Here is a 26,182-nt window from a genome sequence, read left to right on the forward strand (position 1 = left end):
TCAAGCGTCCCCTTTGGCCAGGTCATCCAGCTTCAGTTGCAGGCCACCGACCGCTGCTTCATCAGACAACGCGGCCTTGGCTTTTTCGTATGCGCTATGGGCATCGCCAGCGCGGCCCAACTGTACCAGCAGATCGCCCTTGAGCTCTTCGCGGCTGGCCTGGAACGCCTTGTCAGCGTCGCCTTCGAGCAGCTTCAGTGCTTCGTCAGCCTTGTCCTGAGCAGCCAGCACACGGGCCAGACGCTGGCGTGCGATCTCGCCCAGGGTGGCATCGGCAGGTTTTGCCAGCACGCTGTTGAGTTCGCTGGCTGCGTCGTCCAGCTTGCCGCTGTCGACCGCGACCTTGGCCACGAACAGGCTGCCGTACTGGGCATAGGCGGTGCCGCCAAACTCGCTCTTGAGCTTGCCAGCCAATTCGGCAACCTTGCTTGCATCAGGCTCGCCGGTCGGCGTCAGGGCCGTTTCCAGCAGGTTCTGGTACAGCACCGAAGCGCCTTGTGACTGATTGCTCTGGTACTTGTGCCAGGTCTGCCAGCCAGCTACCAAAGCAGCAGCCAACAGGGCGCCGGTCAGCAGCGGCTTGCCGTTGCGATCCCACCAGTCCTTGGCCGCGCTCAGGCCATCATCATCGGTACTCGACACCCCAATACTCCTATTCAGCAAATTCGGCTGTTTGACTGCTTCACGCGTTCGCGAGGGCAGCTTGCAGGTGCTCGGCCAGAGCATCCCAGGCTATGTTCTGTTGTTCGCCCTGGCCACGCAGGGGTTTGAAACCTACCACTTGTTGCGCCAGTTCGTCGTCCCCCATGATCAGGGCAAACAACGCCCCGCTCTTGTCGGCCTTCTTGAACTGGCTCTTGAAACTGCCGGCACCGGCGTTGACCGCCAGGCGCAGGCCCGGTACCTGGTCACGCAACCGCTCGGACAGGCCCAGACCGGCCAACTCGGCTTGCTCGCCAAAGGCGCACAGGTAAACGTCGATCTGGCGACTGATCGACTCCGGGACCTTGCCCAGGGTTTCCAGCAGCAAAATCAACCGCTCGATGCCCATGGCAAAGCCAACACCAGTAGTCGGCTTGCCGCCCATCTGCTCGACCAGGCCGTCGTAACGACCACCGGCACACACGGTGCCTTGGGCGCCGAGCTTGTCGGTGACCCACTCGAACACGGTCTTGCTGTAGTAGTCGAGGCCACGCACCAGCTTGGTGTTGATCACGAAGGGAATGCCGGCAGCGTTCAGGCGAGCCTTGAGGCCCTCGAAGTGCAAACGGGATTCTTCGTCCAGATAATCTTCCAGCTTCGGCGCGCCGACCAGCACGGCCTGGGTGCCCTGATCCTTGCTGTCGAGAATGCGCAGCGGGTTGCTTTTGAGCCGACGCTGGCTGTCTTCATCAAGCTGCTCGAGGCGCGCCGAGAGAAACTCGACCAGCGCGTCGCGATAGCGTGCACGGGCTTCGCTGGTGCCCAGGCTGTTCAGCTCGAGCTTGACCGCGTCCTGAATGCCCAACTGGCCCCACAGGCGCCAGGTCAGCATGATCAGCTCGGCATCGATGTCCGGGCCATCCAAGTTGAACACCTCGACGCCGATCTGGTGGAACTGGCGATAGCGGCCTTTTTGTGGGCGCTCGTGGCGGAACATCTGCCCGGTGTACCAGAGTTTCTGCACTTGGCCGTTGCCGGTGATGCCATGCTCGAGCACGGCGCGCACGCAGGCAGCGGTACCCTCGGGACGCAGCGTCAGCGAATCGCCGTTGCGGTCCTCGAAGGTGTACATCTCTTTTTCGACGATGTCGGTGACTTCACCGATCGAGCGTTTGAACAGCTCGGTGAATTCGACGATCGGCGTGCGGATCTGGCTGTAACCGTAGCCGTCCAGCAAACTGGCGACCGTGCCTTCGAAGTAACGCCACAGTGGCGACTGGTCAGGCAGGATGTCGTTCATGCCACGAATGGCTTGCAGCGATTTGCTCACGAAAAGTCCTTTCGAATCTGTGTATCAGCCGCGGGCGATCAGCGCCGCGTCGGCTTCGACCTTTTCGGCCGCTTTCTGGCGAATGAGCTTTTCCAGCTCCTCGACCAGGTTGTCGTTGTTCAGTTTCTGCGCAGGCTTGCCGTCGATGTAGATCAGGTTCGGCGTGCCGCCCGTCAAGCCAACATGGGCTTCCTTGGCTTCACCCGGGCCGTTGACCACACAACCGATCACGGCGACGTCCAGCGGGACCAGCAGGTCTTCGAGGCGACCTTCGAGTTCGTTCATGGTCTTGACCACATCGAAGTTCTGCCGCGAACAGCTCGGGCAGGCGATGAAGTTGATCCCACGCGAGCGCAGGCGCAGCGACTTGAGGATGTCGTAGCCGACTTTGACTTCTTCGACCGGGTCGGCGGCGAGAGAGATCCGGATCGTGTCGCCGATGCCTTCGGCCAGCAGCATACCGAGGCCGACCGCAGATTTCACCGTCCCCGAACGCAAACCACCGGCTTCGGTGATGCCCAGGTGCAGGGGCTGGATGATCTGCTTGGACAGCAGACGGTAGGCTTCAACGGCCATGAACACGTCGGACGCCTTGACGCTGACCTTGAAGTCCTGGAAATCCAGGCGATCGAGGTGCTCGACATGGCGCAGGGCCGACTCGACCAGCGCTGCTGGGGTCGGTTCGCCGTACTTCTTCTGCAGGTCTTTTTCCAGCGAGCCGGCATTGACCCCGATGCGGATCGGAATACCACGATCACGCGCAGCATCGACCACCGCGCGCACGCGGTCTTCACGGCCGATGTTGCCTGGGTTGATGCGCAGGCAATCAACACCCAGCTCAGCCACGCGCAGGGCGATCTTGTAGTCAAAATGGATGTCGGCCACCAACGGCACGCTGACTTGCTGCTTGATGCGGCCGAAGGCTTCGGCGGCGTCCATGTCTGGCACCGAGACGCGGACGATGTCGACACCGGCATCGACCAGGCGCTGGATCTGCCCGACCGTGGCGGCGACATCATTGGTGTCGGTGTTGGTCATGCTCTGCACCGCGATAGGCGCATCACCGCCCACCGGCACATTGCCCACCCAGATTTTGCGGGTTTCGCGACGCTTGATTGGAGATTCGCCGTGCATGAGTTACTGCCCCAACTTCAGGCGAGCGGTTTCGCCACTGGTGAACGGTGCAACATCAACGGCCTGGCCGTTGTAGCTGATCTGAGCGCCGCGGGCGAAGCCCAGGCGTACCGCGAACGGTGGTGTGCCGGTGACTTCCAGGCTGTCGCCCTTGCGCTTGGTGGCGTTGACCAGCAGCTTGCCGTTGGCATCAGTGACCTGGGTCCAGCAATCCGCCGAGAACTGGATCGCGACACGGCCACTGCCGGCGGGGACTGGCGCTGCTGCGACAGGTACGCTGGGGGCTGTGGCGGCAACGGCTGGTGCGCTGACCGGCGCAGCTGGCGCAGGTGCAGTCGGTGCGGTGGTGGCATTATTGGTCGCGGCCGGGGTCACCGGAGCGGCGGCAGTGCTCTCGGCGACCGCCGGGCTTGCCGGAATGGCTTCTTCGTTGGCCGAGCCACTGCTCTCGCCAGTGGCAGCCTGCTCCAATGGCAGCGGCGCACTCTGGCCTTGCTGAGCTTCGCTGACAGCCTGGTCTTCCGGCTCATCCAGCGGGTGAATCTGGGTGGTGCCGTCGGCGCTCTCGACTTCGACGTGCTCCAGGGCGATTTTGCCAAGGTCGCTGTTGCGCAGGCTGCTTTGGTCCTTCCAGAGGAAGAAGCCGCCACCTACTACTGCCACCAGCAGCACCAGGCTGACAACGCGCATGACGTTGTGCGACAGGCGCACCGGTTCTTCGATTCGTCCCAGCGAGTGCACCTGGCTGCCTTGCGCGTGGGTACCGGTGACCTGGTCAAAGGCGGCGACCAGAGGCGCCTGGTCCATGTCCATCAGCTTGGCATAGGCACGGATGTAACCACGGGCAAAGGTGTGCCCTGGCAGCTTGTCGAAGGCGCCGGATTCGAGATTGTTCAGCGAGCTCAGGGTCAGGTTGAGCTTGCGGGCTACCTCGGCCTGCGTCCAGTCGCGGTTTTCGCGGGCCTGGCGCAAGGTCTCACCAGGGTGCTGGTGAGTCGCTGCTGCTACTTCGGGATGCGCGGCTTTCATCATTGCTCCGACAGGTATTGCTGATATTCCGGCGTACCGGGATAAAGTCGTTGTAGTTGCTGGCCCAGCTCGGCCACCGTTGCCGGTTGCTCGAACACCCGCGCCAGGCGGCTGCCCATCAGCAGGCTGCGAGCATCCGGGGCGCTCAGTTGGCTGAAACGATCGTAGTAATCCCGGGCTGGCACATAATGCCTGTTTTCGTAGGACAACTCAGCCATTTCGAACAACGCTCGCGGTTGTCGCGGGTTGAGCTGCAAAGCCTTGTGCAGATGCGCCTGGGCATCGTCGCGGCGACCTTGCCTGAGAACCGTCAGGCCAAGGTTTTCGAAGACGCGCGAGCGCTCAGGATACAGGGTATCGGCAGCAGCCAGGCGAAACACTGACTCGGCTTCGGCAAAACGCTCCTGAGCATATAGGAAACTGCCGTAGTTGTTGCGAATCCGAGTGTCATCCGGATTTTGCGCCAGCGCCTTGTGGAAATGCTCGGTTGCCAGCGTCGGCTCGCCCTCGACCTGAAACACCAGCGCCAGCGCGGCATGCGCATCGGCATCACGGCTGTTCAGGGCAAGTGCCTTGACCAGCGGCGCCTTGGCCTGCTCGGTCAGACCTTGTTGCAAATAGCCCAGCCCCAACTGCACATACGCCCTGCCCGCCTCGGCCCGACCCTGCTGGGTGGCCAGCGGGTCATTGCTGCCGCCCGACACGCAGCCGGCCAGCAGCAACAGGGTCAGCAGCGACAGCGCTGCGCGCAGGATCATCGCTGCCGGCCCGCTCAGTGACGCGCAGCGTTGTCGGCGATCTGCACGTCGTCATTGAGCTGACGCACAGCGATGTAACGCTCGCTGCGGCGGGTACGGTCCATGACCTGACCAACCAGCTGCCCACAAGCGGCGTCGATATCCTCACCACGGGTGGTACGGGTGGTGACATTGTAACCACCGTGGTGGAGCAGGTCCTGGAAGCGGCGGATTGCATTGTTGCTCGGCCGCTCGTAACCGGAGTGCGGGAACGGATTGAACGGGATCAGGTTGATCTTGCACGGGATATCGCGCAGCAGCTCGATCATCTGCGTGGCATGCTCGGGCTGATCGTTGACGTCCTTGAGCAGGGTGTATTCGACGGTCAGTACACGCTTGCCACCGAGGGTGGCCATGTAGCCCATGCACGACTCGAGGAGGACCTTGAGCGGATACTTCTTGTTGATTGGCACCAGCTTGTTCCGCAGCTCGTCGTTCGGCGCGTGCAGCGACAGTGCCAGGGAAACGTCGATGTGCTTGGCCAGCTCGTCGATCATCGGCACTACGCCTGAGGTCGACAAGGTGACGCGACGCTTGGAAATGCCATAGCCAAGATCGTCCATCATGATCTTCATGGCGGCAATGACATTATCGAAATTGAGCAACGGCTCGCCCATGCCCATCATCACCACGTTGGTAATCGCGCGGTCGACTTTGGCCGGGATAGTGCCGAAGGATTTGTTCGCAAGCCACACCTGACCGATGACTTCGGCGGCGGTGAGGTTGCTGTTGAAGCCTTGCTTGCCGGTGGAGCAGAAACTGCAGTCCAGGGCGCAGCCCGCCTGCGACGATACACACAAGGTGCCACGGTCGTCGGTCGGGATATAGACGGTTTCGACGCAGCTGCCGGAGGCAACGCGGATCACCCATTTGCGGGTGCCGTCGGCGGAAATGTCTTCACTGACCACTTCTGGTGGCCGAATCTCGGCAACAGCCTCGAGCTTTTCGCGCAAGACCTTGCCGACATTGGTCATGGCGGCGAAATCATCGACGCCAAAATGGTGAATCCATTTCATTACTTGACCGGCACGGAAGCGCTTCTCGCCAATGGAGTCGAAGAATTGTTCCATTTCCGGCTGGGTCAGACCCAACAGGTTGATTTTGCCAGTAGATGTCGTCATGGATTCACCCTCACCCGTAAGCTTTCGCTTAGCGAGCGGTTACCTCGGTAGCTGCGAAGAAGTAAGCGATTTCGCGAGCGGCAGCAGCTTCGGAGTCCGAACCGTGAACGGCGTTGGCGTCGATCGATTCAGCGAAGTCAGCACGGATGGTGCCGGCAGCAGCTTCTTTAGGGTTGGTAGCGCCCATCAGCTCACGGTTCAGAGCGATGGCGTTTTCGCCTTCCAGAACCTGAACAACAACTGGGCCGGAGATCATGAAGGCAACCAGGTCACCGAAGAAACCGCGCTCGCTGTGCTCAGCGTAGAAGCCTTCGGCTTCGGCTTTGGACAGTTGCTTGAGTTTCGAAGCGACGATTTTCAGGCCAGCTTCTTCGAAGCGCGAAGTGATCTTGCCGATGACGTTTTTGGCAACTGCGTCAGGCTTGATGATCGAGAAAGTACGTTGAACAGCCATGGTAACTCCAGAAAATTGAGTATTACGAAAAATTAAACCCGCGAATTATACGCGGGTTCCAGGGGAATGCCTAACCTGCAGGTGACGCTCAGTCGGCTTCTTCGATCCAGGCCCCCTGGATCGCCTCAAGCACCTTCTCTCCGCCGCGTGTCGGATCGTCGCTGAACTCTGGCAGAGCCACTACCCAGCGGTGCAGATCGAGGAAATTCACATAACGAGGATCGACCTCCGGCTTGCTTTCTGCAAGCTGGATAGCGATCTCAAGTACATCAACCCATTTCAGACTCATGCCAGCCTCCAGGCTTCAGTGCGGCGCTTCGGCGGCGTGGTTGAGCGAATACTTGGGGATTTCGATGGTCAGGTCGGTATCACCGACGACCACCTGGCAACCCAGCCGGGACTGCGCTTCCAGGCCCCACGCCTTGTCCAGCATGTCTTCTTCGAGCTCGTCGGCTTCGTCGAGCGAGTCAAAGCCCTTGCGCACGATGCAGTGGCAGGTGGTGCAGGCCTTGACCCCGCCGCAGGCGCTCTCCATCTCGATGTGATGGTCGTGGGCCAGCTCCAGGATGTTGGTCCCAGTTGCGACTTCCACGGTCAGCCCTTCGGGGCAAAACTTCTCATGCGGCAGGAATGTCACCAGCGGCATCGATTACTCCTCGATCTCATTCAGGTTGCGCCCGGCCAGTGCGGCTTTGACCGTCGAATCAAGGCGACGGGCGGCAAATGCATCGGTCACCTGCGACAGACGCTTGGTCTGTTGCTCGATGGCAGGGCCATCGGTGCCGGCCAGCAAATCACGTAGTTGTTGCATCTGGAAGCCAATGGCTTCGCGCTCTTCGGCGCTCAGCAGGCGCTCGCCGTCGGCATCCAGCGCACCCTGCACCGCTTCGAGCAGACGTTCGCCGTCGACCTGATGCTCGCGCAACTGGCGGGCCTGCTTATCGGTGCCGGCGTGCTCGAACGAATCCTTGAGCATGCGGGCGATTTCACCGTCGGTCAGGCCGTACGACGGCTTGACCTGAATGCTTGCTTCCACGCCCGAGCCCAGTTCGCGTGCAGCGACGCTGAGCAGGCCATCGGCGTCGACCTGAAAGGTCACGCGGATCTTCGCCGAGCCGGCAACCATCGGCGGAATCCCACGCAGTTCGAAGCGCGCCAGCGAGCGGCAGTCGCTGATCAGTTCGCGCTCGCCCTGCAGGACGTGGATCATCATGGCCGTCTGGCCATCTTTGTAGGTGGTGAATTCCTGAGCGCGGGCCACCGGGATCGTGGTGTTGCGCGGGATCACCTTTTCCATCAGGCCGCCCATGGTCTCCAGACCGAGCGACAGCGGGATCACGTCGAGCAACAGCAACTCGCCACCTTCGCGGCGGTTGCCGGCGAGGGTATCGGCCTGGATCGCGGCGCCAATGGCGACTACCTGATCAGGGTCGATCGAGGTCAGCGGAACACGGCCGAAGAGGCCACCGACGGCTTCACGCACACGCGGTACGCGAGTCGAACCACCGACCATGACCACTGCAACCACTTCTTCGAGCTCGACCCCACTGTCACGCACGGCGCGGCGGCAGGCCTTGAGGCTACGGGCGATCATCGGCTCGATCATCGCTTCGAAGTCTGCCCGACTCAGTTCGCCCTGCCAGTCACCGTGAACAACGCGCACGCTGGCGGCATCGGTCAGGGCTTCCTTGGCCGCGCAAGCGGTCTGCAGCAGTTGACGCTGAGTCGCTGGATCCAGATCAGCCGACAAACCAGCCTGCTCAATGATCCAGCTGGCAATCGCGTGATCGAAGTCGTCACCACCCAGGGCGGTATCGCCACCGGTGGCCAGCACCTCGAAGACGCCGGCAGTCAGGCGCAGGATGGAGATATCGAAGGTACCGCCGCCCAGGTCGAAGATCGCCACCAGGCCTTCAGCGTTCTGGTCCAGGCCATAGGCCACGGCCGCAGCAGTCGGCTCGTTGAGCAGGCGCAACACGTTCAGCCCGGCAAGCTTGGCGGCGTCTTTGGTCGCCTGGCGCTGAGCATCGTCGAAGTAGGCCGGGACCGTGATGACGGCACCTACCAGATCGCCGCCGAGGGTTTCCTCGGCGCGCTGACGCAGCACCTTGAGGATGTCGGCAGACACTTCGACCGGGCTTTTCGGCCCTTGAATGGTCTCGATGAACGGCATGTGCGACTCGCCACCGACAAAGCGGTACGGCAGTTGCTCGCCGAGCTGCTTGACGTCGGCCAGGCCGCGCCCCATCAGACGCTTGACCGAAAGGATGCTGTTGAACGGGTCGCTTGGGGCTGCTTCGCGCGCGGCCTGGCCGACTTCGACAGCCGCCTCCAGGTAGCGCACAGCCGAAGGCAGGATGACCTGCCCCTCGGCATCGGGCAGCGGTTCGCTGCGGCCGCTGCGCACGGCAGCAACCAGAGAATTGGTAGTACCCAGGTCAATCCCTACCGCCAGGCGGCGCTGGTGCGGCTGGGGGCTTTGACCGGGTTCGGCGATCTGCAGTAGGGCCATGCTTATCTAGCTACCTTAGGCGTTGTCACGGCAACACCGGGTTAATCGTCGAGGCGCTCTTCGAGCTGGCGCACTTCCTGGGCGAGCTTGTCGAGAAACTGCATGCGGCGCATCAGGCGCTCGGCCTGTTCACGCTGCGCAGGATCATCCCAGCAGGCGGCGAATTCCTCGAACAGCGTATCTTGCGCGAGCTTGAGGCGCTTCTTGAATACCGCGACACCGTCGAGGTCGGTAAGCTCTTCAAGTTCTTCACGCAGCTCCATCTGCTGCAACAGGAAGGCCGGATCATGTACGGTGACTTCCTGCGGCACTTCGTGGCCACTGATGGCCAGCAGATAGCGCGCCCGACGGGGGGCGCTGCGCAAGGTCTGATAGGCGTCGTTCAACGCTGCCGAGTTTTCCAGGGCGACACGCTGCTCGCGCTCGGAAGCATCGGCGAAGCGGTCCGGATGGACCTCACGGGCCAGTTCGCGGTAACGAACGGCCAGTTGATCGAGGTCCAGGCGAAAGCCCGGCTGCAGATTGAACAGGGCAAAATGACAAGGAGTACCCACATCAAGCCTCAAACATTGAAGCTTTCGCCGCAGCCACATTCACCGCGCACGTTGGGGTTGTTGAACTTGAAACCTTCGTTCAACCCTTCCTTGACGAAATCGAGTTCGGTGCCGTCGAGGTAAACCAGGCTTTTCGGGTCAATGATGACCTTCACACCGTGGTTCTCGAAGACCTCGTCTTCGCCTGCCACTTCGTCGACGAACTCCAGCACGTAGGCCAGGCCCGAGCAACCGGTGGTGCGTACGGCCAGGCGAATGCCTTCACCCTTGCCACGCCCGTCGAGGGAGCGCCGCACGTGGTTGGCGGCGGCTTCTGTCATGCTGATAGCCATCGGAACTCCTTAGCGTCCAGTCAAACGACTCAGATCAAGCCTTTTTTCTGCTTGTAATCGCGTACGGCCGCCTTGATGGCGTCCTCGGCGAGTACCGAGCAGTGGATCTTGACCGGTGGCAGCGCCAGCTCTTCAGCCAGCTGGGTGTTCTTGATAGTCTCGGCTTCGTCCAGGGTCTTGCCCTTCATCCACTCGGTGGCGAGGGAGCTGGAAGCGATAGCCGAACCGCAGCCGTAGGTCTTGAACTTGGCGTCTTCGATAACGCCCTGCTCGTTGACCTTGATCTGCAGACGCATCACGTCACCGCAGGCCGGCGCGCCGACCATGCCGGTACCGACGTCCGGGTCTTCAGCGTCCATCTTGCCGACGTTGCGCGGGTTTTCGTAGTGGTCGATGACCTTTTCACTGTATGCCATGGTGCAATTCCTTCCTCATCAGGTAGCCGCTCTTGCCGGCGACTGCTTAGTGGGCGGCCCACTCGATCTTGGAGATATCGACGCCGTCTTTGTACATGTCCCACAGCGGCGAGAGTTCGCGCAGCTTGGTGACAGCCTTGCAGACTTCCTGCGCGGCGTAGTCGACTTCTTCTTCGCTGGTGAAGCGGCCGAAGGAGAAGCGGATCGAACTGTGTGCCAGCTCGTCGTTGCGGCCCAGGGCGCGCAGTACGTACGACGGCTCGAGCGAAGCGGAGGTGCAGGCCGAACCGGACGATACCGCGATGTCCTTGAGGGCCATCAGCAGCGACTCGCCTTCAACGTAGTTGAAGCTCAGGTTCAGGTTATGCGGCACGCGTGCAGTTTGGCTGCCGTTGACGTACAGCTCTTCGAGGTTGGAAACCTGCTTGAAGAAGCGATCGCTCAGCGCCTTGATGCGGGCGTTCTCGCTGGCCATCTCCTGCTTGGCGATGGCAAATGCCTCACCCATGCCGACGATCTGGTGCGTAGGGAGGGTGCCGGAACGCATGCCGCGCTCGTGACCACCGCCGTGAATGATTGCTTCCAGACGCACGCGCGGTTTGCGGCTGACGTACAGCGCGCCGATACCTTTAGGGCCGTAGGCCTTGTGCGCGGAGAACGACATCAGGTCGACCTTGAGCTTCTGCACGTCGATCTCGACCTTGCCGGCAGATTGTGCAGCGTCAACGTGGAACAGCACGCCGCGAGCACGGGTCAGTTCACCGATTGCAGCGATGTCGTTGATCGAGCCAACTTCGTTGTTGACGTGCATCAGCGAGACCAGAATGGTGTCGTCGCGCAGCACCGCTTCAACCATGCCCGGGGTAACGATGCCGTCTTCGCCTGGCTCGAGATAGGTCACTTCAAAACCTTCGCGCTCGAGCTGGCGAGCGGTATCGAGCACAGCTTTGTGCTCGATCTTGGAGGTGATGATGTGCTTGCCCTTGGTCTGATAGAAGTGCGCAACGCCTTTGATCGCGAGGTTGTCGGACTCGGTGGCACCGCTGGTCCAGACAATTTCACGCGGGTCGGCGTTGATCAGCTCGGCCACCTGGCGACGGCCGTTTTCGACCGCTTCTTCAGCGCGCCAGCCAAACACGTGGGAGCGCGACGCCGGGTTACCAAAGTTGCCGTCGACCAGCAGGCATTCGGCCATCTTCTGGGCAACGCGTGGGTCGACCGGCGTGGTCGCGGAGTAATCGAGGTAGATCGGCAACTTCATTGAATATCTCCTATCAGGCGGTGGCGTCGCTCGTGACCAATGTCAGTCGACGGCGGACGTCTCAATCTTGTCCAGCTGGGCGGATCGACCTGCAACACGGCGCAGGTCCTGGCGATGAGCGACTTCTTGCACCTCACGGCGCTTGACGAGGTCGGCCAGGCTGATGCCACTGAGGAATTCATGGATCTGCTGACTGAGGTCACACCACAGGTGGTGGGTCAGGCAGGTATCACCGGCATGGCAGTCACCCAGGCCCTGGCAACGGGTAGCGTCGACCGATTCGTTGACCGCGTCGACGACCTGGGCAACCTGGATGGTTTCCATGCCGCGCGACAGCTGATAGCCGCCGCCTGGGCCGCGCACGCTGGAAACCAGGCTGCTGCGGCGCAGCTTGGCGAACAGCTGCTCCAGATAAGAGAGGGAGATGCCCTGGCGCTCGGAAATATCGGCCAGTGACACCGGCCCATGCTGCGCGTGCAACGCCAAGTCAAGCATGGCGGTCACTGCGTATCGGCCTTTGGTAGTCAGTCGCATGGCGTATGGGTACCACGGGAGTTACAGAATGTGAGCAAGTATGCGATTCCCGAGCATTTAAGTCAACTATTAGACCTACTGCTTTAGTCGGGTTTGCACTCGAAGGGCGGGCGCGAGTGTAGCAGACACTGGCCGCGAGCACACGCCCACGGCTAGCGCCATCGTCGCTGTCAATGTGGTTGGGTGTCGCTCTGCGCCTGCTGCCTTGCCTCGACCGGTGCGACGTCAACGAAATCTTCTTCGGGCAGCGCCGGCAGCGCCTTGCCGTGATAGTCGCTACCCAGCTTGGTCAACGCGCCGCACATGCCCTGCAGACGCTCGTCGACCGCTTGCAGGTGGTCGAGCATCTGGCCAATGGCGCGGGCAACCGGGTCAGGCATGTCGCCACTGACGCCATAGGCATCGAAACCGATCTTCTCGGCCATGGCCTTGCGCTTGGCTTCGACTTCGGAGTCTTCCTGCGCCTTGACGATAATGCGACCGGGGATACCCACTGCGGTGGCGCCTGGCGGAACCTCCTTGGTGACCACAGCATTGGAGCCGATCTTGGCTCCGGCGCCGACAGTGAATGGGCCGAGCACCTTGGCGCCGGCACCGACTACCACGCCATTGCCCAGCGTCGGGTGGCGCTTGCCGGCGTTCCAGCTGGTACCACCGAGGGTCACGCCCTGGTAGAGGGTGACGTCGTCACCGATCTCGGCGGTCTCACCAATGACGATCCCCATGCCGTGATCAATGAAGAAGCGTCGGCCGATGGTCGCGCCCGGGTGGATTTCGATGCCAGTCATCCAGCGGCCGAAGTTCGACACCAGCCGCGCCAGCCACTTCAGGTCACGCGTCCACAGGGCGTGGCCAAGGCGGTGCAGCCAGATCGCGTGCATGCCGGGATAGCAGGTCAGCACTTCAAAAGCGTTACGCGCCGCCGGGTCACGATGGAATACGCTTTGGATATCTTCACGCAGACGTTCGAACATTGCTCAATCCTTCCGCTTATGCGACTCACCCCGAGCGACCTTCTGAGTCTCGGTGAGGATGCCGCGTAAAATGCTCATTTCCGTACGCTCTACCGAACTGCGACCGTACAGGCGACGCAGGCGCGCCATCAGGTGCTTGGGTTTGTCCGGATCGAGGAAGGCGATGTCCACCAGGGTTTTTTCCAGGTGGTCGTAGAAACGCTCCATCTCGTCCAGGGTCGCCAGTTCGACGGCGTCGGCCTTGTCACTGATCGACGGCGCACCCTGCGCGGCCAGCCAGGCCATGCGCACCTCATAGCCAAGCACCTGCACGGCGGCGGCCAGATTGAGCGAGCTGAAGTCAGGGTTCGAGGGAATGTGCACATGGAAGTGACATCGCTGCAATTCGTCGTTGGTCAGCCCGGCATGCTCGCGACCGAACACCAGGGCGATTTCGTCACCCATGGTGGCACGCTCGACCGACTTGGCGCCGCACTCGCGCGGATCCAGCATCGGCCACGGCAGGCTGCGGTCGCGGGCACTGGTGCCGATCGCAAGGCTGCAACCAACCAGCGCCTCTTCCAGCGAGTCGACCACCAGCGCGCCACTGAGCACGTCGTCTGCGCCAGAAGCGCGGGCGCTGGCGTCAGCTGCCGGAAACTCCTGTGGCTGGACCAGCACCAGGCGCGACAAGCCCATGTTTTTCATGGCACGCGCAGCGCCGCCGATGTTGCCGGGGTGGCTGGTATTGACCAGAACAACACGAATATTTTGCAGCACGGTGGGTGCTCTCAAAGGCAGATATCAGGGCGGTCGATCTTACAGAACCGACGGACGTTACGCCATGAAAGCAAATGCGGCGCTGCCGTTGTCAAAAAACTCTGCTAAAATGGCCGGCTTTCTTCTTTAACATCTCCAGGTGAACCGCCCATGCAGCCTATGCTGACTATCGCCCTGCGCGCTGCTCGCAGCGCCAGTGAACTGATTTTCCGCTCCATCGAACGCCTGGACACCATCAAGGTGGACGAAAAGGACGCCAAGGACTACGTGTCCGAGGTTGACCGCGCTGCCGAGCAGAAAATCGTCGATGCTCTGCGCAAGGCCTACCCGAACCACTCGATCCAGGGTGAAGAGACCGGCTTCCACGCTGGCTCAGGTGAAGAAGGCAAAGACTACCTGTGGATCATCGACCCGCTCGATGGCACCACCAACTTCCTGCGTGGCATTCCGCACTTTGCAGTGAGCATCGCCTGCAAATACCGCGGTCGCCTGGAGCACGCAGTGGTACTGGATCCGGTTCGCCAGGAAGAGTTCACCGCCAGCCGTGGCCGTGGCGCCCAGATCAACGGTCGCCGCCTGCGCGTCAGCTCGCGCACCAGCCTTGAAGGCGCCCTGCTGGGTACCGGCTTCCCGTTCCGCGACAACCAGATGGCCGACCTCGACAACTATCTGGGCATGATCCGCGCCCTGACTGGCCAGACTGCCGGCATCCGCCGCGCCGGTTCTGCCAGCCTTGACCTGGCCTATGTAGCGGCCGGTCGTTTCGATGCGTTCTGGGAGTCGGGCCTGTCCGAGTGGGACATGGCTGCAGGCGTACTGCTGGTGCAGGAAGCTGGCGGCCTGGTCAGCGACTTCAACGGTGGCCACGAATTCCTCGAGAAAGGCCACATCGTTGCTGGCAACATCAAGTGCTTCAAAGCCGTGCTGACTGCCATCCAGCCGCACGTACCACAATCGCTGAAGCGCTAAGCGCCGGTCAGCCACAAAAAAGCACCCCACGGGGTGCTTTTTTTATACGAGTACGTTGAGACTCGACCCCTGTAGGAGCGGCCTTGTGTCGCGAAAGGCCAGCGTAGCTGGCCCGGCATTCTTTGGTGCTGCACAGATCTTGGGGCCGCTGCGCGACCCTTCCCGACCGGTCCGGCGCCCCGGCAGGCCGCTCCTACAGATTACTGCGACTTGCTCAGCACCAGCTTGCCATTCTCGTCCAGCGGGATAGTCGAACCTGGCTCGTGGTCCATCTTCACTTTGCCGACCTTGTCGCCAATCGAATAGGTGACGTTGTAGCCAACCACTTTCTCGCTCAGGTCATGCACGGTGTTACAGCGGGTCTGGGTGGTGGTGTAGGTGTCACGCTCTTGCATGCCTTCCTGCACCTTGTTACCGGCGTAGCCGCCGCCGACCGCACCGGCCACGGTGGCAATCTTCTTGCCGGTGCCGCCACCGATCTGGTTGCCGAGCAAGCCACCCGCCAACGCACCGACCACGGTACCGGCGATCTGATGTTGATCCTTGACCGGCGCCTGGCGCGTCACGGTCACGTCCTTGCACACTTCACGTGGAGTCTTGACCTGCTGCTTGATCGGCTGCACGTCGGTCACCTCGGCGACCTCTGGGCCTTTGTTCACCAAGCTGTAGGTCGCCATTGCGCCTGCGGCAGTTACACCGACGGCACCGAGCACCGCACCCACCAGCATTGATTTATTCACGTGAACCTCCTGATCGTACCAGCGGGCCATAACCCGCGCTTGTCCCAGCCTTGGAGCAAAAAAAAAGCCGCGAGTTCAACACTCGCGGCTCTCTTGGCGCCAAACGGCGGCGGCTTGCGGTTATGGACGCTCGTCCACACCCTCGGCCTTGACCGGTGGAATCAGGTCTTCGCTGTTCAGGTTCAGCCAGATCAGTACCACGTTGGCGATGTAGATCGACGAGTAGGTACCGGCCATGACCCCGATGAACAGAGCCAGGGAGAAGCCGAACAGGTTGTCACCCCCGAAGATCAACAGCGCAGCGATGGCCAGCAAAGTCGAAACCGAAGTGGCGATGGTGCGCAGCAGGGTCTGCGTGGTCGAGACGTTGATGTTCTCGATCAGCGAGGCCTTGCGCATGACGCGGAAGTTTTCCCGCACGCGGTCGAATACCACGATGGTGTCGTTCAGCGAGTAACCGATGATCGCCAGCACTGCCGCCAGCACCGTCAAATCGAAAGTGATCTGGAAGAACGAGAGGATACCCACGGTCACGACCACGTCGTGGATCAGCGAGATGATCGCGCCGACGGCGAATTTCCACTGGAAGCGGAAGGCTAGGTAGATGAGTACCCCGCCCAGCGCCAGCAGCATGCCCAGGCCGCCCTGGTCACGCAGTTCTTCACCTACCTGCGGGCCGACGAACTCGACTCGCTTGAGGGTCGCCGGGTTGTCGCCGCCGACTTTCTGCAGCGCTGCAGCAACCTTGCTGCCCAGTTGCGGGTCGTCGCCCGGCATGCGCACCAGCAGATCGGTAGTCGCACCGAAGCTCTGCACGATGGCGTCCTCGAAGCCCGACTGAGCGAGCTCGGCGCGGACCAGCTTGAGGTCTGCCGGACGCTCGTAGGTCAGCTCGATGAGCGTACCGCCGGTGAAGTCCAGACCGAAGTTCAAACCCTTCTGCCACCAGCTGAACAACGCCAGGATGGTCAGCAGGACAGTGACGGCGAACGCAACGTTGCGCACGCCCATGAAGTTGATGGTTTTCATGGTTATTCCCTCAAACCCACAGCTTCTTGATGTCACGCCCGCCGCAGGTCAGGTTGACCATTGCGCGGGTCACCATGACGGCGGTGAACATCGAGGTGAAAATCCCGAGGGACATGGTTACCGCAAAGCCTTTGACCGGCCCGGTGCCCATCGCGAAGAGGATACCGCCGACCAGCAGGCTGGTCAGGTTGGCGTCGATGATCGCGGTGTAGGCACGGCTGAAGCCTTCGTGGATGGCGCGCTGCACCGACATGCCGTTTTTCAGCTCCTCGCGAATCCGCGAGAAGATCAGCACGTTGGCGTCGACCGCCATACCCATGGTCAGCACGATACCGGCGATGCCCGGCAGGGTCAGGGTGGCACCCAGCAGGGACATCAAGGCCAGCAGCAGGATCATGTTGCCGGTCAGGGCAACGGTCGCGATCACGCCAAAACCACGGTAGATGGCGATGATGAAGATGGACACGAACAGCATGCCCCACAGCGATGCATCGACACCTTTGGTGATGTTGTCGGCACCCAGGCTTGGACCAATGGTGCGCTCTTCAGCGAAGTACATCGGCGCAGCCAGACCGCCGGCACGCAGCAGCAGGGCCAGTTCGGACGATTCACCCTGGCCATTGAGGCCGGTGATGCGGAACTGGCTGCCCAGTGGCGATTGGATGGTCGCCAGGCTGATGATCTTTTTCTCTTCCTGGAAGCTCTGTACGGCAACTTCCTTCTCGACGCCATCGACGGTCTGCTTGACGTAGCGAGTGATCGGCTTCTGCTCGATGAAGATTACTGCCATGCTGCGGCCGACGTTGCTGCGCGTCGCGCGGCTCATCAACTCGCCGCCATGGCCATCGAGGCGGATGTTGACCTGTGGCCGGCCTTGCTCGTCGAAGCTGGCTTGGGCGTCGGTGACCTGGTCACCGGTAATGATCAAACCACGCTCGACCGGCGCCGAACGGCCGCCATCACGGAATTCGAAGACCTCGGTAGTGGCCTTGGAGGCACCTGGTTCGGCACCGAAGCGGAACTCGAGGTTGGCGGTCTTGCCGAGGATGCGCTTGGCTTCGGCAGTGTCCTGCACGCCTGGCAGCTCGACCACGATACGGTTGGCACCCTGACGCTGCACCAGCGGCTCGGCCACACCCAGTTCGTTGACCCGGTTACGCACGGTGGTCAGGTTTTGCTTGATCGAGTATTCGCGGATCTCGGCAACCTTGGCCGGGGTCAGCGCCAGACGCAGCACAGCGAGCTCGTTGCGCTCGGTGGTGGTCAGGTCGAAATCGGTGAAGCTCTTGCGAATCAGGGCACGGGCCTGTTCGCGGGTGGCGTCGTCAGAGAAGCCCAGCACGATGCCGCCATCCTGCTGAGGCAGGCTGCGGTAGCGGATGCGCTCTTTGCGCAACAGGGTCTTCACTTCGCCTTCGTAGACCTTCATGCGCGCGCTCATGGCCTTGTCCATGTCCACTTCGAGCAGGAAGTGCACACCACCGGACAGGTCCAGACCGAGCTTCATCGGGCTTGCACCCAGGTTACGCAGCCACTGCGGGGTGGTCTGGGCCAGGTTCAGGGCCACGACGTAGTCATCGCCCAAGGCCTTGCGCACCACATCCTTGGCTGGCAGTTGGTCTTCCTGGTCGGTCAGGCGTACCAAGCCACTGCCCTTCTCGCCCAGGCTAGTGCCCTTCACGGTGATACCCGCTTCGGTCAGCGCCTTGTTGACGCGATCGAGGTCGGCCTGGTTGACCTGCAGCGCCGAGCTGGCACCACTGATCTGTACAGCCGGATCATCCGGATAGAGGTTGGGAGCGGAATAAATGAAACCGATCGCCAGCACCAGCACGATCAGTGCGTATTTCCACAGAGGATATTTGTTCAGCATCACGCCGCCCGTTCAAGACGCGGGGCGCTTTGCGCGCCCCGACTGGAAAAAGTAAAACCGGTACCTCAGATAGCCTTGAGCGTACCTTTAGGCAGGGTCGCAGCCACGGCGCCCTTCTGGAACTTCATCTCGACGGTGTCGGACACTTCCAGTACCACGAAGTCATCGGAAACCTTGACGATCTTGCCGGCGATGCCGCCGTTGGTGACAACTTCGTCACCTTTCTGCAAGTTGCCCAGCAGGTTCTTCTGCTCTTTGGCGCGCTTGGCCTGTGGACGCCAGATCATCAGGTAGAAGATGACCAGGAAGCCGACCAGGAAAATCCACTCGAAACCACCACCCATAGGGCCGGCGGCAGGGGCTGCGGCGTCCGCGTAGGCGGCGGGGATCAAAAAGCTCATGTGACACTCCAGTTGTTATGTTGCAACGTGTTGGGTTGGCAAACGGTTACAGTCAGTCAGTCCAAAGGCGGCACAGCAAGCCCGCGTTTGGCATAGAAGGCGTCGACAAAGGCGGCCAATTTACCTTGTTGAATAGCCTCGCGTAAACCGGCCATCAGGCGCTGGTAATGACGCAAGTTATGGATTGTATTCAACATGCTGCTCAACATTTCTCCGCACTTGTCCAGGTGGTGCAGATAGGCGCGCGAGAAGTTGCTGCAGGTATAGCAATCGCAGGTCGGATCCAGCGGCGAATCATCATGGCGATGGAACGCGTTGCGGATCTTGATCACCCCGGTGTCGATGAACAGATGGCCGTTGCGCGCATTGCGCGTCGGCATCACGCAGTCGAACATGTCGACGCCGCGGCGCACACCCTCCACAAGATCCTCGGGTTTGCCTACCCCCATAAGGTAACGAGGTTTGTCAGCGGGCATCATCGCCGGCAGGTAATCGAGCACCTTGATCATCTCGTGCTTCGGCTCACCGACCGACAAGCCGCCGATCGCCAGGCCGTCGAAGTCGATGTTGACCAGCGCCTCCAGCGAGCGTTCCCGCAAGTCTTGATACATGCCGCCCTGAACGATGCCAAACAGCGCCGCAGTGTTGTCGGCGTGGGCGTCCTTGGAGCGCTGCGCCCAGCGCAGCGACAGCTCCATCGAGGTGCGCGCGACGTCATGCTCGGCCGGGTACGGCGTGCATTCGTCGAAGATCATCACGATGTCCGAGCCCAGATCACGCTGGACCTGCATCGACTCTTCCGGGCCCATGAACACCTTGGAGCCATCGACTGGCGAGGCGAAGGTCACGCCCTCTTCCTTGATCTTGCGCATGGCGCCCAGGCTGAACACCTGGAAGCCACCGGAGTCGGTCAGAATCGGGCCTTTCCACTGCATGAAATCGTGCAGGCCGTTGTGCTTCTTGATCACCTCGGTGCCCGGGCGCAGCCACAGGTGGAAGGTGTTGCCGAGAATGATCTCGGCGCCGGTGGCCTCGATGTCACGCGGCAGCATGCCCTTGACCGTGCCATAGGTGCCCACCGGCATGAACGCCGGGGTCTCGACCGTGCCACGGGGGAAGGTCAGGCGGCCACGACGGGCCTTGCCGTCGGTGGCCAGCAGTTCGAAGGACATACGACAGGTGCGACTCATGCTTGATCCTCGGGGCCGCGCGGCGCCGGATTGCGGGTGATGAACATCGCATCACCGTAACTGAAGAAGCGGTAGCCATGCTCGACCGCAGCGTCGTAGGCCGCCATGGTCTCGGGGTAACCGGCGAAGGCCGAGACCAGCATCAGCAGCGTGGACTCCGGCAGGTGGAAGTTGGTGACCAGGGCATCGACCACATGGAACGGCCGGCCCGGGTAGATAAAGATGTCGGTGTCGCCGCTGAACGCCTTGAGCTGGCCATCACGCGCGGCACTCTCCAGCGAGCGCACGCTGGTGGTGCCGACGGCAACCACTCGGCCGCCACGCGCACGGCACGCGGCCACGGCATCGACTACCTCCTGGCTGACTTCGAGCCATTCCTTGTGCATATGGTGGTCTTCGATCTTGTCGACCCGCACCGGCTGGAAGGTGCCGGCGCCCACATGCAAGGTAACGAACGCGCTCTCGACGCCCTTGGCTGCGATTTTCTCGAGCAGCGGCTGGTCGAAGTGCAGGCCTGCGGTTGGCGCCGCGACGGCACCTGCGCGCTCGGCATAAACAGTCTGATAGCGCTCGCGGTCGGCGCCCTCGTCCGGGCGATCGATATACGGCGGCAGCGGCATATGGCCGACGCGATCGAGCAGCGGCAGCACTTCTTCGCTGAAACGGAGCTCGAACAGCGTGTCATGGCGGGCGACCATCTCGGCCTCGCCGCCGCCGTCGATGAGCAACTGTGTACCGACCTTGGGCGCCTTGCTTGCACGCACATGGGCCAGCACCCGGTGGCTGTCGAGCACGCGCTCGACCAGCACTTCGAGCTTGCCGCCCGAGGCTTTTTGGCCAAACAACCGCGCCGGGATCACCCGGGTGTTGTTGAACACCATCAGGTCACCTGGGCGCAGGTGTTCGAGCAGATCGGTGAATTGCTGATGAGCCAGCGCGCCGCTCGGTCCATCAAGAACCAGCAGTCGGCTGCCATGGCGCTCGGCCAATGGGTGGCGGGCGATCAGGGAATCGGGGAGTTCGAAGGAAAAATCGGCGACGCGCATGATTGTGTTCGGTTCGACAGGGCCGCAAAGTTTAGCCCAACCTGTGAAAATTCTCCATGAAAGCCGATTGACCGACCCGCGGAGCCTCTCTATACTGCCGCCCCACAAGCCCTGATGGCGGAATTGGTAGACGCGGCGGATTCAAAATCCGTTTTCGAAAGGAGTGGGAGTTCGAGTCTCCCTCGGGGCACCAAACGCAACACATAGACGCCTTACCGGCGTCTACGCAACATCCCAAAAGCCCGCTGATTGCGGGCTTTTTAGTTTCTACAGTTTGAACGTTTTCTCCAGCAAAGCAGTGCTCTTTGATGTGCTGCTCAGTCAGTTATGCCCTCAAGCGCATAAGCACCAGCCGTCAACTGTTCAGTCAGAAACTCAAGGCACACTTTGATTTTCTCCGACTGTGAAGCACGGACCGTCGTGACCGCGGAAATATCCGCAACCTGATGCCAAGCAGGCAGCAGTCGCATGAGCTTGCCCTGCGCAAAACTGGGGGCGACGTCCCATGTGGAGGCCATGATGATGCCCAGCCCTTCATGCGCCCACTCGCGCACGATGTCGCTGTTGTTCGATGCCATAGGCCCGGTCACCTTGACGGTCTCCATGCCAGCTGGCCCCTCTAGACGCCACAAACCAAAGCTACTGTCCCTGTCGCGCAGCAGCAGGCAGTCGTGCTGTGCCAGATCAGCCAGCGAAGCGGGATGGCCTCGCTCCGCGACATAGCTCGGGGCGGCGCACAGAATCCTCTGGCTGCTGGCGATTTTGTGGGCAATCAGATGCTGCTCGGTCACCTCCCCTACTCGAATATCGATATCGAACTGTTCACCGATCAGGTCCGTGCGCCTGTCCATCAACTCGATCCAGACCTCAAGTCCTGGGTAGCGCTTACGCAGCAGGCCGAGAATGGGTGCCACGTGGAAACGGCCCAGTCGTTGACTGGTGCTGATCCGCAGCAGCCCTCTGGGCTCTACCCGGTCTCCATGGGACGTTTCCAGCATGCCGTGGACGTTTTCCAGAATCTGTTTGGCCCAGACCAGCATCGCCTCGCCTTCACGGGTGATGGTGACGCGGCGCGTCGTGCGGTTGAACAGCTTGCAGTTGAGGCTTTGCTCAAGTGTCGCGATGCGCTTGCTGACGTGCGCTGGCGAGATCCCCAACTCAGCCCCTGCGCTGACGAAGCTCGAACAGCGGGCGATCGCAGTGAAGAGCAAAAGGTCACGCAGGAACGGGTCATTGTTCAGTAATTGAGAATTCTGATATTTCATCTGAGCCCATTATGACCTTCGCCGGCGATAGTAGGCTGGATCCTAACAGCACCTGATGAGCCAGCGCTGCTCCTCAGGAACACAAAAACAACTGTGAAGATCAAATCATGTCCAGAATCAGAATTGCAGTGGCCGGCGTCGGCATGATCGGTCGCCGCCATATCGAACTTGTACAAGCGAGCCTGTCTTGTGAACTGGTTGCCGTTGTTGATCCGGTAACGATCCCGGACGATTACCTGACCGCTCTGGGCGTTCCTCAATATGCAGATCTGGCGGCCTTGTTCGACAACGTCAAACCGGACGGCGTTATCCTTGCCACGCCCAATGCGCTGCATGTTGCGCAGGCGTTGCAATGCGTCGAGGCAGGCGTTGCCGCCTTGATCGAAAAACCCGTCGCCCACAGCGTTGAAGAAGGTAAGCGTCTGCTCGCTGCGGCAACCGCAAAGGGTGCGCGTCTGCTGGTCGGGCACCATCGAGCACATAGCCCTGTGCTGGCCAAGGCACGGGAGATCATCGGCGAAGGCGTGCTCGGCGAGATTGTTGCCGTGCAGGGCAGCGCGCTGTTCTACAAGCCGGATGACTACTTCGATGCGGCCGTGTGGCGGCGCCAGGAAGGTGGCGGCCCGATCCTGATCAACATGATTCACGAGATCGGCAACTTGCGCTCGCTGTGCGGAGAGATCGTTGCCGTCCAGGCCATGCAGTCGAGTGCCGCGCGCAACTTTCCGGTCGAAGACACGGTGTGTATCGGCCTGCGCTTTGCCAACGGAGCCCTGGGCTCGTTTCTGCTGTCGGACTCTGCGGGGTGTGCCCGCAGTTGGGAGCAGACGTCCCAGGAGAATGCGAGCTACGCCGCTTACGCCGATGAAGACTGCTATGTAATCAGCGGCAAGAACGGGTCGCTTGCAGTGCCCACAATGCGCCTCAGATACTATGCCCGCGCTGAAGAGCGCTCATGGTTCAAGCCTTTTCAAACGGCGACCGCCGGTGTTGAACGTCGGGATCCACTGGAGCTTCAGCTCGAGCATTTCTGCCGGATCATTCAGGGACTTGAAGCGCCGCTGGTCACGGTGCGCGATGGCCTCAGAAATCTGATCATCACTGAGGCCATTGCCGAAGCGGCGAAGTCTGGAGCGGTCGTCAGCACAGCCCCTGTCTGATCGACTAGAACTGCCTCTCAAGCTTTAGGTGGATATTTCCCTTTGCGGGTACTACCAGAGCGAGGCCTGTTTGCAGTATGACAACCCGGCTGTACAAAACTCCAGGCAGGATCAAATCATCAGAAATCTACCGACGCACTGACCGAAAACGTGCGCGGGGCGCCCAGCACCAGGTAGTTCGAGCCGGGGTAGCCGCCAGTTGAAGCCCAATAGTTACGGCCCGCAACGTTATCCAGCCGCGCGCGCAAGGTTACATCCTTGTCATCGACTTTAAGGCCGTACCGCGCGCCCAGATCAAACCTGGTCCAGGAGGGGATCTCGAGGCTGTTGGCGTTGTTTACGTATTGACTGCTGGTATAGACAACGCGACTGGTCAGGGTCAGGCCGTCGACGCCGGGCACATCCCATTCGCCGCCGATGTTTGCTTGCACCTTAGGCACGCCGATCGGCTCGTTGCCGTCGTTTTCACCGTTTTGAGTCTTGCTCAGTTCTGCGTCAAGCAGTGTTACCCCACCGAGCAGGCGCACGCGTTGAATTGGTGTGCCAAACAGCGACAGTTCGATGCCGCGGTTACGTTGTTCGCCGCCATCCTTGAATACCTGATTCTCGACAATACCTACAGGTTTGCGCGTTTCGAACACTGCGAGGCTACCGCCCAGAGCACCGCCATCGTATTTCACGCCGAACTCGGTCTGTTTGGCGACATACGGTGCGAGTGACTGACCAGCATTTAGAACAGGCGCGCTGGAGCCGTCAGGCAGGGTTGTGGTGGCGCTGGCCGTATCACCCTTGGTCAGCCCTTCGATGTAATTGGCATATACCGAGAACTGCTCGTTCAGTTGGTATACAGCACCCGCAACAGGTGTGGTCTCATAGCGGTTGTACTTCGACGTCTTGTCGCCACTGTTGTAGTCATAACCGGTCACATCCATGCCCTGACGACGAGCACCGAGCGTCAGCAGCAGTTGATCATCAAAGAAGCCAAGCGTGTCGGCGATTGCGAGACTTTGCGTGTGCGTGCGGGCAGTGATGTGCGGATCGGACATGGAACCGCTGAAGCTCACATTGTCCGGTTTAGCAAAATCTGCGGGATCATACAGGTCACCGGCGAAGCCGCCGAAGTTACCCGCCCACGCGTTTCGATCCTTGCTGTCGAACATCGCACCCGACACCACCCACTGGTGCGACACCGGGCCGGTCTGCAGGTTGAAGCGCATCCCGACTTCGCCGGTAGTGATGGTTTCTTCGCGATAGTTGTCGAAACGATTGGCTCGGGTTACGCCTGCGGCATTGGAAGAGGGGTTGGCGAGCACGTTCTTCTCTTCGCCTTTGCGCATGCCGATCGCTGCCCACGTGGTGACAGCGTCGCTCAGGTCGTACTCCGCGCGAAAGGTGCCGAACGTCTGCTTCTCTTTCGAATAGGTCCACGACTGCCCGTAGTTCTTGTCTGCATCGGGCGGGCTCGGCACTCTGCCCGTCGGCGTGACGCTGGGCAATGGGTTGTCGATGAAGTGGTATTGATGGCCGACATCTGCGGACAAACGCAAGCGCTCGCCTTGATAGTCCAGGCCCAAGGCGAACATGTCCAGGCTACGGTCCTGGTCTTCTACCGCAGTCTCGCCTCCGCGCTTGGCCACATTGACGCGCACGCCGAAGCGATCCTCTTCGCCAAAGCGTCGTGCCAGATCCGCGGCGGCGGTACCAAAGCCATTGTTCTCGGCACCTACAGTCAAACGGGTGAGCGCCTCGTTGGGGGCGCGCTTGGGCAGGATATTGATCGCACCGCCGATCCCGGTACCGCCCGGCGCCGCACCGTTGAGGAAGGCGTTGGCGCCGCGGAACACCTCCACCCGCTCGATAAATTCGGCAGCCACATACTGGCGTGGCAGTAACCCGTACAAGCCGTTGTAAGCAATGTCATCGGAATACAGAGGAAAGCCGCGCACTACGTAGAGTTCCTGGAAATTTCCAAAACCACGGGCAATGCGCACCGACGGGTCGTTCTGAAGGATATCGGCGACACTTTGTGCCTGTTGATCCCGAATCAGCTGATTGGTGTAGGACGTCGAGGTGAATGGCGTACTCATGTAATCCTTGTTGCCCAGAATACCCACGCGCCCACCGCGGGCCACCTGACCACCCTCATATTCAGGCACCAAGCCTTCTCGCGAGGCATCGGCGCTTGCCGAGATCGCAGTTTCCTCCAACTCCAGAACGACGCCCGGGCTATCGCTCGCGCTAGCCGTTTGCTGGTTCTCCAGCGCCGTTTCTGCCAAGGCGAACGGTGTTGAGATACTCGCGACCAGCCCGATCGGCAGCCACACGGAATTAAACGCACTTTTGCGGGGGACGTTAGGGATAAGCATGAGCGGACCTGCTGGTCGTGATGGAATAGGTTCGATCACGCACTCTAGCAAATACGAATCATTATCTGTAGCACTTTGATTTTCTAGTTTGCCATTGCCGTAGAAACGGCCTTGCTGCGGCGCCGGAGCGGTGGATGGGGTAAGAATGCTGGGGATCGTGGCGGGGGCAGATATTTGGGGGCCGCGTTGCGGCCCCAGATTTCCGGATCGCGGAAAAGACAAAACCCCTACCTGCTCGCGCAGATAGGGGTTTTGCGAAATGAATCTTGACGATGACCTACTCTCACATGGGGA

Annotated in this window: 27 protein-coding genes and 1 tRNA gene; 3 read left to right on the forward strand and 25 right to left on the reverse strand. The window is 61.0% G+C overall.

Features of this window, described 5'->3' with window-relative positions; all coding sequences use genetic code 11:
- From M2396_RS15265 to trmJ, 17 genes are all read right to left on the reverse strand, one after another.
- Window positions 1-642, reverse strand: coding sequence for a tetratricopeptide repeat protein (locus M2396_RS15265; RefSeq protein WP_150572093.1), 642 nt, complete (start codon window positions 640-642; stop codon window positions 1-3).
- Between the two features lie 40 nt (window positions 643-682).
- Window positions 683-1,972: a histidine--tRNA ligase gene (gene hisS, locus M2396_RS15270; RefSeq protein WP_150570787.1), complete on the reverse strand. Its 1,290-nt coding sequence runs from the start codon at window positions 1,970-1,972 to the stop codon at window positions 683-685.
- 24 nt (window positions 1,973-1,996) lie between these two features.
- Window positions 1,997-3,106 carry a flavodoxin-dependent (E)-4-hydroxy-3-methylbut-2-enyl-diphosphate synthase gene (gene ispG, locus M2396_RS15275; RefSeq protein ID WP_101316705.1) on the reverse strand — a complete coding sequence of 370 codons (1,110 nt, stop codon included), beginning with the start codon at window positions 3,104-3,106 and terminating at the stop codon, window positions 1,997-1,999.
- A gap of 3 nt (window positions 3,107-3,109) precedes the next feature.
- Entirely contained in the window at window positions 3,110-4,135 is a 1,026-nt protein-coding gene (locus M2396_RS15280) for a RodZ domain-containing protein (protein WP_188035434.1), read from the reverse strand.
- Complete coding sequence (gene pilW, locus M2396_RS15285; RefSeq protein ID WP_188035433.1) at window positions 4,135-4,893, reverse strand: type IV pilus biogenesis/stability protein PilW; 759 nt, start codon at window positions 4,891-4,893, stop codon at window positions 4,135-4,137. Before pilW ends, M2396_RS15280 begins: the two co-directional genes overlap by 1 nt.
- A gap of 14 nt (window positions 4,894-4,907) precedes the next feature.
- Entirely contained in the window at window positions 4,908-6,053 is a 1,146-nt protein-coding gene (gene rlmN, locus M2396_RS15290; protein WP_101316699.1) for a 23S rRNA (adenine(2503)-C(2))-methyltransferase RlmN, read from the reverse strand.
- Window positions 6,054-6,081: 28 nt separating this feature from the next.
- Entirely contained in the window at window positions 6,082-6,507 is a 426-nt protein-coding gene (gene ndk / locus M2396_RS15295) for a nucleoside-diphosphate kinase (protein WP_101316696.1), read from the reverse strand.
- Between the two features lie 88 nt (window positions 6,508-6,595).
- Window positions 6,596-6,796 (reverse strand): Fe-S cluster assembly protein IscX, encoded by a 201-nt coding sequence (iscX, locus tag M2396_RS15300; RefSeq protein WP_101316694.1) that lies wholly within the window; start codon window positions 6,794-6,796, stop codon window positions 6,596-6,598.
- A gap of 15 nt (window positions 6,797-6,811) precedes the next feature.
- Window positions 6,812-7,153: an ISC system 2Fe-2S type ferredoxin gene (fdx, locus tag M2396_RS15305; RefSeq protein WP_101316692.1), complete on the reverse strand. Its 342-nt coding sequence runs from the start codon at window positions 7,151-7,153 to the stop codon at window positions 6,812-6,814.
- A gap of 3 nt (window positions 7,154-7,156) precedes the next feature.
- Window positions 7,157-9,019, reverse strand: a complete 1,863-nt coding sequence (gene hscA / locus M2396_RS15310) for a Fe-S protein assembly chaperone HscA (RefSeq protein ID WP_259075807.1) — start codon at window positions 9,017-9,019, stop codon at window positions 7,157-7,159.
- Window positions 9,020-9,060: 41 nt separating this feature from the next.
- A complete protein-coding gene (hscB, locus tag M2396_RS15315; RefSeq protein ID WP_150572098.1) occupies window positions 9,061-9,573 on the reverse strand; it encodes a co-chaperone HscB in 513 nt (170 codons plus the stop codon).
- An 8-nt stretch (window positions 9,574-9,581) separates the two neighbouring features.
- Window positions 9,582-9,905, reverse strand: a complete 324-nt coding sequence (gene iscA / locus M2396_RS15320; RefSeq protein ID WP_101316686.1) for an iron-sulfur cluster assembly protein IscA — start codon at window positions 9,903-9,905, stop codon at window positions 9,582-9,584.
- 29 nt (window positions 9,906-9,934) lie between these two features.
- Window positions 9,935-10,321, reverse strand: a complete 387-nt coding sequence (iscU, locus tag M2396_RS15325) for a Fe-S cluster assembly scaffold IscU (RefSeq protein WP_027619655.1) — start codon at window positions 10,319-10,321, stop codon at window positions 9,935-9,937.
- Between the two features lie 46 nt (window positions 10,322-10,367).
- Window positions 10,368-11,582, reverse strand: a complete 1,215-nt coding sequence (locus M2396_RS15330; protein ID WP_150570782.1) for an IscS subfamily cysteine desulfurase — start codon at window positions 11,580-11,582, stop codon at window positions 10,368-10,370.
- 42 nt (window positions 11,583-11,624) lie between these two features.
- A complete protein-coding gene (gene iscR / locus M2396_RS15335) occupies window positions 11,625-12,116 on the reverse strand; it encodes a Fe-S cluster assembly transcriptional regulator IscR (RefSeq protein WP_101316682.1) in 492 nt (163 codons plus the stop codon).
- A gap of 170 nt (window positions 12,117-12,286) precedes the next feature.
- Window positions 12,287-13,090: a serine O-acetyltransferase gene (gene cysE / locus M2396_RS15340; protein ID WP_150570781.1), complete on the reverse strand. Its 804-nt coding sequence runs from the start codon at window positions 13,088-13,090 to the stop codon at window positions 12,287-12,289.
- Window positions 13,091-13,093: 3 nt separating this feature from the next.
- A complete protein-coding gene (gene trmJ, locus M2396_RS15345) occupies window positions 13,094-13,849 on the reverse strand; it encodes a tRNA (cytosine(32)/uridine(32)-2'-O)-methyltransferase TrmJ (RefSeq protein WP_101316678.1) in 756 nt (251 codons plus the stop codon).
- Window positions 13,850-13,999: 150 nt separating this feature from the next.
- Here trmJ and suhB point away from each other — a divergent pair, with 150 nt between their 5' ends.
- The gene (gene suhB, locus M2396_RS15350; protein ID WP_101316676.1) at window positions 14,000-14,818 is read left to right on the forward strand and encodes an inositol-phosphate phosphatase; all 819 of its coding nucleotides are present in this window, start codon (window positions 14,000-14,002) and stop codon (window positions 14,816-14,818) included.
- A 200-nt stretch (window positions 14,819-15,018) separates the two neighbouring features.
- Here the strand turns inward: suhB and M2396_RS15355 are convergent, their stop codons facing one another.
- From M2396_RS15355 to queA, 6 genes are all read right to left on the reverse strand, one after another.
- Window positions 15,019-15,558: a glycine zipper 2TM domain-containing protein gene (locus tag M2396_RS15355; RefSeq protein WP_101322948.1), complete on the reverse strand. Its 540-nt coding sequence runs from the start codon at window positions 15,556-15,558 to the stop codon at window positions 15,019-15,021.
- Between the two features lie 120 nt (window positions 15,559-15,678).
- The gene (gene secF / locus M2396_RS15360) at window positions 15,679-16,587 is read right to left on the reverse strand and encodes a protein translocase subunit SecF (RefSeq protein ID WP_101316674.1); all 909 of its coding nucleotides are present in this window, start codon (window positions 16,585-16,587) and stop codon (window positions 15,679-15,681) included.
- 10 nt (window positions 16,588-16,597) lie between these two features.
- On the reverse strand, window positions 16,598-18,460 hold the full coding sequence (gene secD / locus M2396_RS15365) for a protein translocase subunit SecD (RefSeq protein ID WP_101316672.1): 1,863 nt from the start codon (window positions 18,458-18,460) through the stop codon (window positions 16,598-16,600).
- Between the two features lie 65 nt (window positions 18,461-18,525).
- Window positions 18,526-18,861, reverse strand: coding sequence for a preprotein translocase subunit YajC (gene yajC, locus M2396_RS15370; protein ID WP_103436107.1), 336 nt, complete (start codon window positions 18,859-18,861; stop codon window positions 18,526-18,528).
- 56 nt (window positions 18,862-18,917) lie between these two features.
- Window positions 18,918-20,033: a tRNA guanosine(34) transglycosylase Tgt gene (tgt, locus tag M2396_RS15375; RefSeq protein ID WP_178080815.1), complete on the reverse strand. Its 1,116-nt coding sequence runs from the start codon at window positions 20,031-20,033 to the stop codon at window positions 18,918-18,920.
- A 14-nt stretch (window positions 20,034-20,047) separates the two neighbouring features.
- Window positions 20,048-21,097: a tRNA preQ1(34) S-adenosylmethionine ribosyltransferase-isomerase QueA gene (queA, locus tag M2396_RS15380; RefSeq protein ID WP_259075817.1), complete on the reverse strand. Its 1,050-nt coding sequence runs from the start codon at window positions 21,095-21,097 to the stop codon at window positions 20,048-20,050.
- Window positions 21,098-21,205: 108 nt separating this feature from the next.
- Here queA and M2396_RS15385 point away from each other — a divergent pair.
- Window positions 21,206-21,290 (forward strand) — tRNA-Leu (locus M2396_RS15385).
- A 124-nt stretch (window positions 21,291-21,414) separates the two neighbouring features.
- On the opposite strand, the gene M2396_RS15390 is transcribed toward M2396_RS15385, so the two are convergent.
- Window positions 21,415-22,362, reverse strand: coding sequence for a LysR substrate-binding domain-containing protein (locus tag M2396_RS15390; RefSeq protein WP_259075819.1), 948 nt, complete (start codon window positions 22,360-22,362; stop codon window positions 21,415-21,417).
- A gap of 107 nt (window positions 22,363-22,469) precedes the next feature.
- On the opposite strand from M2396_RS15390, the gene M2396_RS15395 reads away from it, so the two are divergent.
- Window positions 22,470-23,522 carry a Gfo/Idh/MocA family protein gene (locus M2396_RS15395; protein ID WP_188035428.1) on the forward strand — a complete coding sequence of 351 codons (1,053 nt, stop codon included), beginning with the start codon at window positions 22,470-22,472 and terminating at the stop codon, window positions 23,520-23,522.
- A gap of 119 nt (window positions 23,523-23,641) precedes the next feature.
- Here the strand turns inward: M2396_RS15395 and M2396_RS15400 are convergent, their stop codons facing one another.
- Window positions 23,642-25,888 carry a TonB-dependent siderophore receptor gene (locus M2396_RS15400; protein WP_259075849.1) on the reverse strand — a complete coding sequence of 749 codons (2,247 nt, stop codon included), beginning with the start codon at window positions 25,886-25,888 and terminating at the stop codon, window positions 23,642-23,644.
- Between the last annotated feature and the right edge of the window lie 294 nt (window positions 25,889-26,182).

This window comes from Pseudomonas sp. BIGb0278 (genome assembly GCF_024809895.1).
GTDB lineage: Bacteria > Pseudomonadota > Gammaproteobacteria > Pseudomonadales > Pseudomonadaceae > Aquipseudomonas > Aquipseudomonas shirazensis.